This is a genomic window from Xanthobacter aminoxidans (assembly GCF_043193615.1).
Lineage (GTDB): Bacteria > Pseudomonadota > Alphaproteobacteria > Rhizobiales > Xanthobacteraceae > Xanthobacter > Xanthobacter aminoxidans.
The window spans coordinates 233801-247438 of the sequence record NZ_JBAFUS010000002.1; the positions used below are offsets into that span (position 1 = coordinate 233801).

Annotated in this window: 12 protein-coding genes; 4 read left to right on the forward strand and 8 right to left on the reverse strand. The window is 68.8% G+C overall.

From position 1 onward, the window contains the following. Positions 1-357: 357 nt before the first annotated feature. Entirely contained in the window at positions 358-1224 is an 867-nt protein-coding gene (locus V5F74_RS10085) for an FTR1 family iron permease (protein ID WP_250168207.1), read from the forward strand. A gap of 133 nt (positions 1225-1357) precedes the next feature. After that, entirely contained in the window at positions 1358-1834 is a 477-nt protein-coding gene (locus V5F74_RS10090; RefSeq protein ID WP_394007761.1) for a winged helix-turn-helix domain-containing protein, read from the forward strand. On the opposite strand, the gene modC is transcribed toward V5F74_RS10090, so the two are convergent. From modC to V5F74_RS10110, 4 genes are all read right to left on the reverse strand, one after another. Next, positions 1728-2942, reverse strand: coding sequence for a molybdenum ABC transporter ATP-binding protein (gene modC / locus V5F74_RS10095; protein WP_394007763.1), 1215 nt, complete (start codon positions 2940-2942; stop codon positions 1728-1730). The two genes, V5F74_RS10090 and modC, sit on opposite strands and share 107 nt — an antisense overlap. Continuing rightward, positions 2939-3631, reverse strand: a complete 693-nt coding sequence (modB, locus tag V5F74_RS10100) for a molybdate ABC transporter permease subunit (protein ID WP_394007765.1) — start codon at positions 3629-3631, stop codon at positions 2939-2941. Before modB ends, modC begins: the two co-directional genes overlap by 4 nt. 111 nt (positions 3632-3742) lie before the next feature. Next, positions 3743-4540: a molybdate ABC transporter substrate-binding protein gene (modA, locus tag V5F74_RS10105; RefSeq protein ID WP_394007766.1), complete on the reverse strand. Its 798-nt coding sequence runs from the start codon at positions 4538-4540 to the stop codon at positions 3743-3745. A gap of 190 nt (positions 4541-4730) precedes the next feature. Next, a complete protein-coding gene (locus V5F74_RS10110) occupies positions 4731-5255 on the reverse strand; it encodes a DedA family protein (protein WP_029555087.1) in 525 nt (174 codons plus the stop codon). A gap of 451 nt (positions 5256-5706) precedes the next feature. On the opposite strand from V5F74_RS10110, the gene V5F74_RS10115 reads away from it, so the two are divergent. Continuing rightward, on the forward strand, positions 5707-7350 hold the full coding sequence (locus V5F74_RS10115) for a DEAD/DEAH box helicase (RefSeq protein ID WP_394007768.1): 1644 nt from the start codon (positions 5707-5709) through the stop codon (positions 7348-7350). A 148-nt stretch (positions 7351-7498) separates the two neighbouring features. After that, positions 7499-7774, forward strand: coding sequence for a translation initiation factor IF-1 (infA, locus tag V5F74_RS10120; RefSeq protein WP_012115181.1), 276 nt, complete (start codon positions 7499-7501; stop codon positions 7772-7774). 295 nt (positions 7775-8069) lie between these two features. Here infA and V5F74_RS10125 read toward each other — a convergent pair whose 3' ends face one another. From V5F74_RS10125 to V5F74_RS10140, 4 genes are all read right to left on the reverse strand, one after another. Continuing rightward, positions 8070-9674, reverse strand: coding sequence for a GMC family oxidoreductase (locus V5F74_RS10125; protein ID WP_394007771.1), 1605 nt, complete (start codon positions 9672-9674; stop codon positions 8070-8072). 20 nt (positions 9675-9694) lie between these two features. Beyond that, positions 9695-11896 (reverse strand): alpha-ketoacid dehydrogenase subunit alpha/beta, encoded by a 2202-nt coding sequence (locus tag V5F74_RS10130; RefSeq protein WP_394007773.1) that lies wholly within the window; start codon positions 11894-11896, stop codon positions 9695-9697. 137 nt (positions 11897-12033) lie between these two features. Then, entirely contained in the window at positions 12034-12786 is a 753-nt protein-coding gene (locus V5F74_RS10135; protein WP_029555083.1) for an SDR family NAD(P)-dependent oxidoreductase, read from the reverse strand. Beyond that, the gene (locus V5F74_RS10140; RefSeq protein ID WP_029555082.1) at positions 12783-13625 is read right to left on the reverse strand and encodes a shikimate dehydrogenase family protein; all 843 of its coding nucleotides are present in this window, start codon (positions 13623-13625) and stop codon (positions 12783-12785) included. The genes V5F74_RS10135 and V5F74_RS10140 overlap by 4 nt, the downstream gene beginning before the upstream one ends. Positions 13626-13638 lie beyond the last annotated feature (13 nt).

Here is a 13638-nt window from a genome sequence, read left to right on the forward strand (position 1 = left end):
AAGCGACGCACCCCTTAGTAGAAGACGTTACGTCACTCTGTATCTGTGCGTCCTTGGGCCGTTTCGTCGCGCCCGGCTGCAAACGCTGGACACGGCGGGTTCGCGGGCCGGATGCCGGCGCCCTTGAACTATAGTCTCAATGGCCGCCGAGCAGGCACGCAGCTTTTCATTTGAACAATTCCAAACCTCTGCCGTTGCGGTGACATGGCCTGCCAGCGGGTGATAAGGTTTCGTCATATTCAATTGGTTTTCGTTCCGACGGCGATCTCTCCCGAAGGGCGAAGGCCACGAGGGCAGCGTTTATGCCCGCTCGTGCGTGCCGGCAGCGGCCGTCGGGGACAAAAAGGACAGGCCGCGATGATTGCCGCGCTTCTGATCGTTTTTCGTGAAGTCCTCGAGGCCGGCATCGTCACCGGCGTGGTGCTCGCCGCCTCCGAGGGCATCCGCCATCGCGGCCTGTGGATCAGCCTCGGCATTCTCGGCGGCATCGCCGGCTCTGCGGTCCTCGCCCTCTTCGCCGATACCATCGCCTCCACCTTCGACGGCTCCGGGCAGGACATCCTGAATGCCGCCATCCTCTCCGTCGCGGTGGTTATGCTGGTGTGGACGGTCGTCTGGATGGCGAGCCACGGCAAGCACATGGTCATGGAGATGCGGGAAGTTGGCCGCGACGTGAAGGAGGGGCGCAAGCCGCTCGCCGCGCTGGCCATCGTCGTCGGCATGGCCGTGCTGCGCGAGGGCGTGGAGATTGTGCTCTTCCTCTATGGCATCGCCAGCACGGGCGCCGATTCGCCCGGAGCGATCGTGCTCGGCGGTCTCGGCGGTCTGGCGGCGGGTGCTGCCCTCTCGCTGCTGCTCTATCGCGGCCTCGTGGCGATCCCGCTCAAGCATCTGTTCAAGGTCACGTCCGTCCTCATCACGCTGCTGGCCGCCGGCCTCGCCGCGCAGGTGGTGGGCATCCTGCAGGATGCCGGCTTCATCCAGTCGCTGGCGGAGCCGGTGTGGAATTCGAGCTGGCTGCTGGCGGACGACAGCGCGCTGGGCCGCGTGCTGCGCACGCTCATCGGCTACCGCGCCGAGCCCACGGGCATGCAGGTGATCGCCTATGTGGCGACGGTGGCGGTCATCCTCGGCCTGTCGGCCATCGTCAACGGCCGCCTCGCGTCGGCCCCGCGCCGGCAGAGCGCCGGCCGCTCGGCCGGCGGCCACGTTTCCCGCGCCTGAGTGCTCGACGCGCTTTCCGGTGCCCGCCGGCGTTTCCGCGGTCTCCGCCTTCCGGTATGCTGACGCGCGATGTTCCGGGCTCCGGGACACGCGGCGCAGGCGGAACGCCGGGCGGCATCCGAGGAGAAGCACCATGAGCGGCGGAACGAGCAGCAAGGACAGCCGCACCAAGGCCGGACAGGGCCGGGACGGCACCCGCCTGTTCCTGCGCGTGGACTTCGCCGACGGCCGGCGCCTCGGGCCGGGCAAGATCAAGCTGCTGGAGGCGATCCGCGAGCACCACTCTATCCTAGCCGCCGCCAAGGCCATCGGCATGAGCTATCGGCGTGCCTGGCTGCTGGTGGACGAACTGGACCGCATGTTCGAGCAGCGCGTGATCGTCACCTTCCCCGGTCGCCGGGGCGCCGGCACCGAGGTCACGGCCTTCGGCGAGCGGGTGATCGCGCTCTATCGCGCCATGGAGCGGCAGGCGGCGAAGGCCACCAGCGGGGCGCTGGACGAGCTCACGTCCGCCCTTGCGGCGGATTACCACCCGAAATCAGACGCAGAGCCGGGGGATCCTGAGGCGGATTCGCCGCTGGCCGGGCCGGCCGTGAAGCAGGCGGGCTGACGATCTCCGCGCCCGGTGAGTGGAAGCCCATCGGCCGGCTATCCACCGTCACCGCCTTGATCATCGCCCATACCTGCATGCCGGGCTCAAGGCCCAGGCGCAGCACGCTTTCCTGCGTCACCAGCGAGCTGAGGCGGCCGGCGGACAGCGCCAGTTCCACCTCGGAGAACGGGCCTTCCGCCCGGGTGATGGCGGAGATGGTGCCGGAAATCCGGTTCGTCACCGACACGTCCATGGGCCGCGACAGGGACAGGGACACGTCACGGGAGCGGATGCGCGCCCGCGCCGGTGCCCCCACCGGGCGGCCCACCAGCGGCACCCGCAATTCGCCGTCCGCGAACGAGACGGTGGAGAGGCCGAGGTCCGGGTCGTGCGCCGTCACCGTGCAGTCGAGGATGGTGCCGATGTCGAAGCGGCCGATCACCGGCAGCAGCTCGGGCCGCGACAGCACGTCGGCGAGGGGGCCGCAGGCGATGACCTTGCCGTCCGAAAGCGCCGCCACCGCGTCCGCAAGGCGCAGCACCTCCTCGATGGAGTGGCTGACATAGAGGATGGGCAGGTTCAGCTCGTCCCGAAGCCGCTCCAGATAGGGCAGGATCTCGCCCTTGCGCATCTCGTCCAGCGAGGCGAGGGGCTCGTCCATGAGCAGGAGGCGGGGCTGGGACAGGAGCGCGCGGCCGATGGCGATGCGCTGCTTCTCGCCGCCGGACAGGGTGTGCGGCCGGCGCTTCAGCAGGTGGCCGACGCCCAGCATCTCCACCACGGCATCGAACTGGATGGTGCGCGGCCGCCGGGTGCGGCGCTCGCCGTAGCGCAGGTTGTTCTCGATGGTCATGTGCGGGAACAGCCGCGCGTCCTGGAACACGTAGCCGACCGCGCGCTGCTCCATGGGCAGGTTGACGCCCGCCTGCCGGTCGTAGAACACCGTGTCGCCGACGCGGATATGCCCGCTGTCCGGCGTCAGCGAGCCGGCGACCATCTGGATGATCGTGGTCTTGCCGCAGCCGGAGCGGCCGAACAGGGCCGTCACGCCCCTCTCGGGCGCCCGGAGATCCGCCTTCAGGTGAAAGCCGGTGGAGCGGGCGAGGGAAACGTCGATCTCGATCATATCTGGCCCAGCGCCACGCGGATGCGCTTGTCCGCCATCTCCGCCAGCATGAGGGAGCCGAGGGCGAGGATCACCGACACCACCGTGAGGCGCAGCGCCATGGCGTCGCCGTCGGGCATGTGGGTGGCGCTGTAGATGGCAAGCGGGATGGTCCGCGTCTGGCCTTCCACATTGGAGACGAAGGTGATGGTGGCGCCGAACTCGCCCAGTGCCGAGGCCAGCGAGATCAGGCAGCCGGAGAGCACGCCGGGCATCATCAGCGGCAAGGTCACGGTGAAGAAGGCATCGAGCCTGCTGGCGCCCAGGGTCCGCGCCGCCGTCTCGATGCCCTTGTCGATGCCGCCGATGGCGAGGCGGATGGCGTTGACCGTGAGCGGGAAGCTCACCACCGCCGCCGCCACCGTTGCGCCCGCCGTGGAGAAGATCAGCGAGATGCCGAACCACTCGTGGAGATACTGGCCGAGATAGCCGCGATTGCCGAGGGTGATGAGCAGCAGATAGCCCACCACCACCTTGGGCAGCACGAGGGGCAAATGGACAATGCCGTCGAAGATGCCCTTGCCGGGGAATTCGAACCGGGCGAGCACCCAGCCAATGAGAATGGCCGGCGGCAGGCTGCAGAGGGTGGCCCAGAAGGCCACCTCCAGGCTCAGCCGCACGGCCGTCCATTCTTCGGGAGTGAGCAACATCTCGAACAAATCCGCCTGCGAAAAGGCCTCGCCTCGCTCCAGATCAGGCTCGGTCTTTTGCCCCCAATAAGCAATTCCCGTTCCGCTGCATGCTGCCCCGCGCCGGGCGGATCAGTTCACCGAGAAGCCGTACTTCTTGAAGATGGCCTTGGCCTCGGGGTTCTGGATGAAGGCGAAGAAGGCCTTGGCGGCGGGGGTGTCCTGGCCCTTCACGAGGGCGAAGGGGTAATCGACGGGCGGATAGCTGTCGGCCGGGAAGGTCGCGACGATCTTCACGTTCTTGGCGATGGCGGCATCGGTGGCATAGACGACGCCGTAGGGCACCTCGCCGCGCTCCACCAGCGCCAGCGCCGCGCGCACGCTCTCGGCACCGACGATGCGGGGGGCGATCTTGTCCCACAGGCCGAGATTGGTGAAGGCCTGCTTGGTGTAGACGCCCACCGGCACGCTGTCGGTGAGGCCGGTGGCGATGCGGCCGTTGGGGCCGAGGAGGGCGTCCACATCGAGGCTCTTGGAGATGGTCACCGGCTTCGCCTTGTCGGCGGGGGCGACCAGCACCAGCTCGTTGCCGAGCAGCTTCACGCGGGTGGCGGGCAGGGTCAGGCCCTTGCCGTCGGTATAGTCCATCCACTTCAGGTCGGCGGAGGCGAAGATGTTGGCGGGCGCGCCGGCCTCCATCTGCTTGGCCAGCGCCGAGGAGGCGGCGAAGGAGAACTTGATGGCGTCCTTGCTGCCCTTGGCCTCATAGGCCTTGGCGATGTCCTGCATCGCGTTGGTGAGGCTCGCGGCGGCGAACACGGTCACGGTCTCCTGCGCGGCCGCGGGCAGCGGCGCGGCGGCAAACGCCGAGAGGACGAGACCAACGATCAGGCGGCGGGAGGCAAGAAAGGAGGCGGGAAATCCGGACATGGCAATGGCACCTCGGCAATGGGCCTGTGATATGTCCATCGATATACAGGATGCCGCTGCGAGACAATAGGCCCGCCCCTTCCGAAGGGGCACCTGCGGGCCGAAAGCGGTTCAGGATACCGCCAAGGCGCTGGCGTGGGATCGTCTTTGCTGCAGTGCGGCATGAAGCCGCGCACAGGCCGTGGCGCGCTCAGAAGCCCATCAGCTTCAGCGCGGCGGCGCCGGGTGCGAGCATGGCGAAGGCCCACAGGCCGGCGCTCGCGACGTTGGCCACCTGGAAGTGGGTCTGGCGCATGGCCAGCACGCCCGCGATCAGCGGCACCACGGCGCGCAGGGGGCCGAAGAAGCGGCCGATGGCGACGCCCCAAATGCCGAAGCGCTGGAAGAAGTCCTCGGCGCGGGCCACGAGGTCCGGCCGGCGCGAGAGCGGCCAGAAGTCCTTCGCGCGCTCCTTGTAGTGGAAGCCGAACCAGTAGGAGACCGCGTCGCCCAGCGCCGCGCCTGCGGCGGCGGCGAGCCAGATGGGGAAGAAGTGCAGCCCCGCCGCCTCGATCAGCGCGCCGATGGCGAGCAGCAGAACGGTGGCGGGAATGAAGAAGGAGATCAGCGCCAGCGATTCCCCGAAGGCGAGCCCGAACACCACGGCCGGCGCGAGATAATGGTGCTGCTCGACGAAGGCGGTGGTGGTGGCGACGATGGCGGACAGATCGAACATGTCTTCTCCTGCCGCAAGGATCGGTGTCGCGGCTCCCGGGCCCAAGGCCCCGCCGCATTCTACTCCCGCGGCGCCTGCTGGTTCCTTACCTTCTGGACGCACATTCGGGCGAAATGGCGCCACGGGGCGCATCCGGCAGCAGACAAAGCTGCGCCTGCCCAACCATTCGCCTTGAAATCGTCACGGGTCTCGTCCATATGCGGTGCATCGCGCCGATGGAGGCAGTTGCTTTCCTCCCCTTAGCGCGCTCGGGCCGCGTAGCGGAGACCGCTGGAGCTTCGATCTGGACGACGCCGTGACATGGCGTTTCGTCGGTGAGGCATCGCAAGCGGCTTTGCCCGATATCATCTTTTGCCCTGGACACCCCTGGCCACGCGGGATGTCGAAATCCCGCGAGCCGCGCCGCGCCCAAAAGGCTGCGCCGGTGCCGCTCGCATATGAAAGTCAGAGCTTGACCTCTTTTTCGAGCCTCGGCCTTGCCGAGCCCATCGTTCGCGCCCTTACCGAAGCGAATCACGTCACTCCCACCCCCATCCAGGCTGAAGCCATCCCGCAGGTCCTCAACGGCCGCGACCTGATCGGCATCGCCCAGACCGGCACGGGCAAGACCGCTGCCTTCGCCCTTCCCATCCTCGATCGCCTCGTGCGCCATCCCCGCCGTCCGGACCCCAAGTCCGTCCGTGCGCTGGTGCTCTCGCCGACCCGCGAATTGTCCGGCCAGATCGTCGACAATTTCGAGAAGTTCGGCCGCCACGCCAACATCTCGGTCACGCTCGCCATCGGCGGCGTGCCCATGGGCCGGCAGATCCGGGCGCTGGCCCGCGGCGTCGACGTGCTTGTGGCCACCCCCGGCCGGCTCATGGACCTCGTGGAAAACCACGCGGTGAAGCTGGATCAGGTCGAGGTGCTCGTCCTCGACGAGGCCGACCAGATGCTGGACATGGGCTTCGTCCATGCCATCCGCGCCATCGTGCGCCGGCTGCCGCACAAGCGGCACTCGCTGTTCTTCTCCGCCACCATGCCGCCGGCCATCGCCGAGCTGGCGGGCGGCATGCTGCATGATCCGGTGCGCGTCGCCGTCACCCCGGTGGCCAAGACCGCCGACCGGGTGGAGCAGCGCGTCATCCACGTGGACAAGCCCAACAAGGGCCAGCTCCTCGCCGAGGTGCTGTCCACCGAGGACATCGACCGCGCCCTCGTCTTCGCCCGCACCAAGCACGGCGCGGACAAGGTGGTGCGCGTGCTCGCCAAGTGCGGCATCGCCGCCGAGGCGATCCACGGCAACAAGTCGCAGAACCAGCGCGACCGCGTGCTCCTCGCCTTCCGCGAAGGCAAGATCCGCACCCTGATCGCCACGGACATCGCCGCCCGCGGCATCGACGTGACGGGCGTCAGCCACGTCATCAATTACGACCTGCCCAACGTGCCCGAGAGCTACGTGCACCGCATCGGCCGCACTGCGCGCGCCGGCCGCGAGGGCATCGCCATCTCCTTCTGCGATCACGAGGAGAGGGCGTATCTCAAGTCCATCGAGCGGCTCATCAAGCTGCAGATCCCGGCCACCGACCGTCGCGGCGCAGGCATGCGCTTCAACATTCCCGATGCGCCGCCGATCGAGCTGGAGGAGCGTGACGAGACCGCCGAGCGCAACGATTTCATCGGTGGTCGCGGCGGCCGTCCCGGCCAGCGTGGTCCCCAGCGTTCGCGCGGTCCGCGTCCCGAGGGCGGGCGTGGCCAGGGCCAGCGCGCCGAAGGTCGCGAGCAGCGTGAGCCGCGCGGTGAGCGTCCGGCCGGCGAGGGCCGTCCGGCCCGTGCCGCCCAGCCGCGTGCCGAGCGTGCCGCCGAGGGTCATCGCAATGGCCAGGGTGCCGGCAACGGCGCTGGCCGTCGCGACGGCCAGAACCGCAGCGGTGAAGGCCGTGGCGCGCGTCCCCAGGGCGAAGGCCGTGGCGGCGAGCGGGCGGGCGATCGTGGCGGTGAGCGCGGTTCGCGTCCCGGCAACGATCTCGGCGGCCTCGGCTTCATGAAGGCGGTGTCCAACCGGGGCGAGCGTCCTGCGGGCCGCCCCGCCGGTGCCAAGCGGCCTGTGAACTGAGCATCCGCTCGCGCGTCACACTGCGTTGAACAGGACACGCCGGGTCTTTTTCCCGGGCCGGCGTGTCCCACCTATGGGAAATCGGGCGATTTTGTGAGATAAGCCCGCCAAATTCGTCCCGCGTCGCGGGACAGCTGGAGACGACTATATGGCGAAGGAAGAACTGCTGGAGTTCGAGGGGACTGTGACCGAAGTGCTGCCGGACGGCAATTTCCGGGTCCGGCTCGACAACGACCACCAGATCCTGGCCTATGCGGCCGGCAAGATGAAGAAGAACCGCATCCGCACCATCGAGGGTGACCGCGTGGTGGTGGAGATGTCGCCTTACGATCTCGATCGCGGCCGGATCAACTTCCGCCACAAGGCCGAGGGCAACGCCCCGCCGCCCGGCGCACGCCGTCAGCAGAATTTCCGCCGCCGCTGATCCCTCGGGATCGCGGACAGGGCGTTCGGCGCCGGCCGGGGAAATCCCCGCGCCGGCTTTTGGCGTTTTCCGGCGGGCTTCGCCGAGCCCGCGCGGCGCCTGAGCGAAGGCAACACAAAAGCTCCGCGCCGCTTATCCTGACCGTCATCGCCCGCCTTGTGCGGGCGATCCACCCCTCCGCCGGAGGGGTGCCTGGATGGCGGAAAGCCGAAAGGCGCAGGGGTGGATCCCCCGGACGAGCCGGGGGATGACGGCTCCGGACTGGAGCCGAGCGCGGCGCCGAAGCGCGGCGCGATCAGCCCCTGCCGTCCGCCTTGATAAGATCGGCCGCCTTCTCCGCAACCATCATCACCGCCGCCGCCGTGTTGGCGGAGACCAGCGTCGGCATCACCGAGGCGTCCACCACGCGCAGGCCGGAAAGGCCGACGACGCGCAGGTGCGGGTCCACCACCGCCTGCGGCCCGGTGCCCATGCTGCAGGTGCCGACGGGATGGTAGATGGTCTGCCCGGTGCGGCGGGCGAACTCCACGAAGTCCGCGTCGCTCCGGCAGTCCGGCCCAGGGTTCATCTCGAAGGCGCGGTAAGGGTCCATGGCCGTCTGCCCGACGATGTCGCGGGCGATCCGCATGCCTGCGGCAAGGCAGGCGCGGTCTTCCTCCACGGCGAGGAAGTTGGGTCGGATGGCTGGCGGCGTCAGCGGGTCGGCGCTCTTCGCATGGATCGAGCCCACCGAATGGGGCCGCAACTGGGTGACGCCGATGGTCATGCCCGGCAGATGGTCCAGCGCCCGGTCGGCGGCGTTGGCGTAGCTCGCGTGCATGAAGAAGTACTGCACGTCCGGTCCGGCGAGCCCCGGCCGCGTCTTCACGAAGCCATGGGCGAGGCCCGTGCCCAGCGTGAGGATGCCCTTGCGGGTGAGGAAATACTGCGCCACCGCCTTGGCGAGGGCGATGCCTCGCGTCTGCTCGTTGAGGGTGATAGGCTCCTTCACCCGCCAGTTCATGCGGGTGGCGAAATGGTCCTGATAATTGTTGCCGACGCCCGGCAGCGCATGGACCACGGGAATTCCCGCCGCTTTCAGCACGTCCGGATGGCCGATGCCGGAGAGTTCCATGAGATGGGGTGACTGGACGGCGCCTGCGGTGAGCAGCACCTCGCCCGCCGTGAACGCCGTCTCTTCCTTCCCATCCCGCCGATACACCACCCCCGTCACACGTCGCCCGTCCAGCACGAGGCGCAGGGCCTGCGCGTGGGTGATGACCTTGAGGTTGGGGCGGGAGAGGGCAGGGCGCAGATAGCCGTCCACCACGGTCCAGCGCCGGCCGCCGCGCTGGTTCACCTGATAGTAGCCGAAGCCTTCCTGATCCTTCCCGTTGTAATCGGGATTGCGGGGAAAGCCGGCCTCTTCGGCCGCCGAGAGGAAGGCCTCGGAGAGCACCGGCCGCTCCGTCACGCGCACGATGCTGATGGGGCCGTCCGTGCCGCGCACGCTGGGGTCCGCATCCGGCTCGTCGAAGCGCTCGAACTTCTTGAAATAGGGCAGGACGTCGTCATAGCCCCAGCCGGTGGCGCCGCGCTGGGCCCAGCCGTCGAAATCCTGCTTCTGCCCGCGCACGAAGATCATGCCGTTGATGAGCGTGGAGCCGCCGAGGCCCTTGCCGCGCGGCACCACGATGGGGCGGTCGTAGGTGTTGGGCTCGGGCTCGGTGTTGAAGCGCCAGTTGAAGGCGCTGCCCGACAGGAGCTTGGAGAAGCCGGCCGGGATGGGCACCCAGAAGCCCTTGTCGGTGCCGCCCGCCTCCAGCAGCAGCACGCGGCGGCGCGGGTCTTCCGAGAGCCGGGCGGCGAGGATGCACCCTGCGGTGCCGCCACCCACCACGATGTAATCGAAACTGTCCATCGTCTTCGATCCGAATGGGACTAGAGGGCGGCGCCGGGCATCCCCGGCAGCGGCGTGCCTTTCGCGGCCATGGTGACGGCGAGGCCCGCGATGACCTCTTCCTTGCCGGCGAAGGCGGCGCGCTCCAGCACCTTGGAGATGGTGGGCGAGGCGATCTTTCCGGTCACGCGCTGCACCGGCTGGTCCAGCCAGTCGAGGTAGCGGCGCTGGATCTCGTCGGCGAGGAAGCCGCCGTAGGAGGTGGAGAGGGAGCCTTGCTCCACGATCAGCACGTTGTTGGTCTTTCGGATGCTTTCGCCGATGGTGTCCCAGTCGAGCCCGGCCCGGTCGAGAGAGCGCAGGTCGATGATCTCGGCGTCGAGCCCCAGCTCCTCCACCGCCTCGCGGCTGCGGTGGACCATGGCGGAATAGGTGAGGATGGTGAGTTCGGCCCCGGGCCGCACCACCTTCGCCTTGCCGAAGGGGATGATGTAGTCGAGGTCGCCGTCGGGAATGGCGCCGGAGGTCTGGTAGAGGTCCACATGCTCGATCACGAGCACGGGGTCCTCGCAGGTCAGCGCGGCATTCATCAGGCCCACGTAGTCGAACGGGGTGGAGGGCGCGACGATGCGCCAGCCGGGGGAGGTGGCGAACACGCCCGCCGGGTCCAGCGAATGCTGGGAGCCGTAGCCCGTGCCCATGGCGATCTTGGTGCGCAGCACCAGCGGCACCGGAACATCTGCCCCGAACATGTGCCGCGCCTTGCCGATCTGGTTGAACACCGGGTCGGCGGCCACCCACATGAAGTCGGGATACATGAACTCGATGATGGGCCGGTAGCGCCGGTCCATGGCGATGCCGCCGGCGAGGCCCGCGAACGCGCCTTCGGAGATGGGCGTGCCCAAACAGCGGTCGGGGAAGGCGGCGGCGAGGCCGCGCGTGGCGCCGTTGGTGCCGCCCTTCAGCTTGTGGATGTCCTCACCCATGATGACGAAGCGCTCGTCCGTCTCGAAGCGGCGATGCAGCACGTCGGCGATGGCGTCCACGAACTTGCGCTCGGCGAGGCGGCCGCGATAGGTCGCCTCCTCCTCGGCGCGCTTGCCCGAGAGTTCGGAGAGATCGCCGCGGATGCCCTCGTCCACGAAGGACACGTCCGGCCACATGCCGGGCATCACCCGGCGCTTGTTGCCCACGGTCTCGACGATCTGCGCGGCGGCGTCGGCCATGGCGGCCTGCGCGCGTTCGGTGAGGGCGTCGAGATCATCCTGCTTGAGCACGCCGCGCGCCACCAGCGCCGCGCCGGTGCGCTTGATGGGATCGCGGGCGCGCCAGGAAGCCTCTTCCTCCTTGGTGCGATAGCCGAAGGCGGAGCCGGGCAGGGCGCCGTTCTGGTGGAAATAGCGGTAGACGTCTGCCTCGATCACCGCCGGGCCCTTGCCCGCGCGCATGATCTTCAGCGCTTCCTGCGTGGCGAGATGGACCGCCAGCGGGTCCATGCCATCCACCTTCCAGGAGGGAATGCCGAAGCCGGTGCCACGGCCGGAGAGGCGGGTCTCGCGGGTCGCCTCCTCCACGGTGGTGGCGACGGCATAGCCGTTGTTCTCGATGAAGAAGAGCAGCGGCAGGTCCCACGCGGCGGCGAGATTCATGGTTTCCAGCACCGCGCCGATGTTCACCGCGCCGTCGCCGAAATAGGAGATGGCCACGTCGCCCGTGCCCGCGCGCTTGTGGGCGAAGGCGGCGCCCGCCGCCAGCGGCACGCCGCCGCCGACGATGGCATTGGTGCCGATGGCGCCCGCCTCCCCCCAGCGCAGATGCATGGAGCCGCCGCGTCCGTGGCCGAAGCCGGGCTCGAGGCCGAGGATTTCGGCGAGCGAGCGGTGGAGCAGGGCGTGGGTGTCGTCGCTGAGCGGCGCGGTCGGGTCGAGGCCGGGGGCGACGTAGGCGAGGGCTTTCGCAAGGAACTGGTGATGGCCGCGATGGGAACCGTTGACCTGATCGGTGGGGCGCAGGCCCACGATGGAGCCGGCCGCGCCGCCCTCCTGGCCGATGGAGGAATGGGCCGGGCCGTGCACGAGGCCTTCGCCGGCCAGCTCCAGCACCTTCTCCTCGAAGGCGCGGATGAGCGCCATCTGTGCCAGCAGCTCCTTGAGCAAAGCCGGGTCGGCGGCGGCCCAATCGGCCTCCGTGGACTTCAGTTCGACCCAGGGCGCGGCGGGATGAAGGGCAATGGTCTCGGGCATCTCTTGTCTCCGTGCCGCGGCGTCCTCCTGCGCTCGGAGTGGCGTCGGGACCGTCAATTAAAACGTTTCATTTCGATGCTTCCGGCACCTGCCGGGAGCTGTGTTCAGTACGCCTGCGGCACCCGCCGCAGACGTGTTCAGAGGTAGCCGTAGGCGGTCCAGCCGCCATCGACGGCCATGACCTGACCGGTCACGGCGCTTGCCTGCTCAGAGGCGAGGAAAACGGCCATGCGGGCCACCTCCTCGGTCTCGATCAGCCGGCCCATGGGCGTGCGGGCCTTGAGCCTGTCGAGGTCGAGGCGGCCGCGCTGGGCGAGGTCGTCGAGGAAGGGGGTGCGCACGTAGCCGGGGGCGAGGGCATTCACCCGCACGCCCTCGCGCGCCCATTCGCAGGAGAGCGCCTTGGCCATCATGGCGACGCCGGCCTTGGAGGCGCAGTAGCCGATGCGCTCCGGCGCGGCGACGATGCCGTACATGGAGGCCATGAGCAGCAGCGAACCGCCGCCCTGCGCGATCATCCGCCGGCCGGCTTCCTGCGCGGTGAGGAACACGCCGGTGAGGTTGATGGAGATGACCCGCTCCCACTCCTCCTCGCTCACCGAGAGGGTGGGGGCATTCTGCGAGACGCCGGCATTGGCGAGGCAGATGTCCACCGGACCGAACCGCACCTCGGCGGCGTCGAATGCGGCCACAATATCGGCCTTGCGCGTCACCGAGCCCTTGACGGCGAGGGTCTCGCCCAGCTCTTCCGCGACAGACGCGGCGGCGGGATCGAGGTCGAGCAATACGAGGGAGGCGCCCTCTGCCCGGAAGGCCCGCGCCACGGCAAGGCCGATGCCCGAGGCGCCGCCGGTGATGAGGGCGCAGCGGCCCGTCAGAGCGCCCGTCACGAGGCTGCTCCCGAGGAATGCGAGATGAGCGCGCGCATGCCGAGGAAGTCGGCCATCAGATCGAGCTGGCACACCAGCATGGGCTTGCCGGGATGGGTGCGGCAGCCCTTCGCTTTGGCGGCGGCGAGGATGGCGGTTTCCTCCGGCTGCATGATGACTTCGGCGACGATCTGGTCGCTGGTCAGCCGCGATGCATCGAGCGGCAGGGCATCGCCCGCCTTCAGTCCCAGCGAGGTGGCGTTGGCGACGATGTCGTGGCCTTCAGGGTCGGCGGTGCCGATATCCACCGGCGCGCCCGGGAAGGCCTCGGCGAGGCGTTGGGCGAGGTCTTCCGCCTTGGCCCGCGTGCGGTTGGCGATGGTGAGGCGGGCGACGCCGGCCTCCACAAAGGCGAAGGCAATGGCATTGGCCGCCCCGCCTGCACCCGCGAGATAGACGCTCTTGCCCTTCGGATCGATGCCGGCCGCGATGAGCCCGCCGACGAAGCCCTTGCCGTCCAGCATGTCGCCGACCAGCCGCCCGTCTTCCTCCCGGCGCACCACGTTGCAGGCGCCGATGCGGCGGGCGCTGTCGGAGACCTCGTCCAGAAGGTCCACGATGGCGGTCTTGTGCGGCACCGTCACCACGAAGCCGCCGAGGCTCTTCATGGCCTTCAGCCCGTCCACGAGGCGCGGCAGTTCCTCGGACGAAACGTGGAAGGGCACCATCACGCCGTCGCGGCCCTCGCGCGCCATGAGCGCGTTGAGCATCTGCGGCGTCTTCACGTGATGGATGGGGTCCGCGAGGATGCCGTAGACCTTGGTGAGGCCGGAAATCTCGCGGGATGTCGGGGCGGTCATGGGCAAAGGTCCG

Excerpts from the sequence above, each read along its gene's own strand:
- modA (WP_394007766.1), bottom strand. The coding sequence starts at position 4,540 with ATGTCCGGATTTCCCGCCTCCTTTCTTGCCTCCCGCCGCCTGATCGTT.
- V5F74_RS10140 (WP_029555082.1), bottom strand. The coding sequence starts at position 13,625 with ATGACCGCCCCGACATCCCGCGAGATTTCCGGCCTCACCAAGGTCTAC.
- V5F74_RS10130 (WP_394007773.1), bottom strand. The coding sequence starts at position 11,896 with ATGCCCGAGACCATTGCCCTTCATCCCGCCGCGCCCTGGGTCGAACTG.
- infA (WP_012115181.1), top strand. The coding sequence starts at position 7,499 with ATGGCGAAGGAAGAACTGCTGGAGTTCGAGGGGACTGTGACCGAAGTG.
- modC (WP_394007763.1), bottom strand. The coding sequence starts at position 2,942 with ATGATCGAGATCGACGTTTCCCTCGCCCGCTCCACCGGCTTTCACCTG.
- V5F74_RS10090 (WP_394007761.1), top strand. The coding sequence starts at position 1,358 with ATGAGCGGCGGAACGAGCAGCAAGGACAGCCGCACCAAGGCCGGACAG.
- V5F74_RS10110 (WP_029555087.1), bottom strand. The coding sequence starts at position 5,255 with ATGTTCGATCTGTCCGCCATCGTCGCCACCACCACCGCCTTCGTCGAG.
- V5F74_RS10085 (WP_250168207.1), top strand. The coding sequence starts at position 358 with ATGATTGCCGCGCTTCTGATCGTTTTTCGTGAAGTCCTCGAGGCCGGC.
- V5F74_RS10125 (WP_394007771.1), bottom strand. The coding sequence starts at position 9,674 with ATGGACAGTTTCGATTACATCGTGGTGGGTGGCGGCACCGCAGGGTGC.
- modB (WP_394007765.1), bottom strand. The coding sequence starts at position 3,631 with ATGTTGCTCACTCCCGAAGAATGGACGGCCGTGCGGCTGAGCCTGGAG.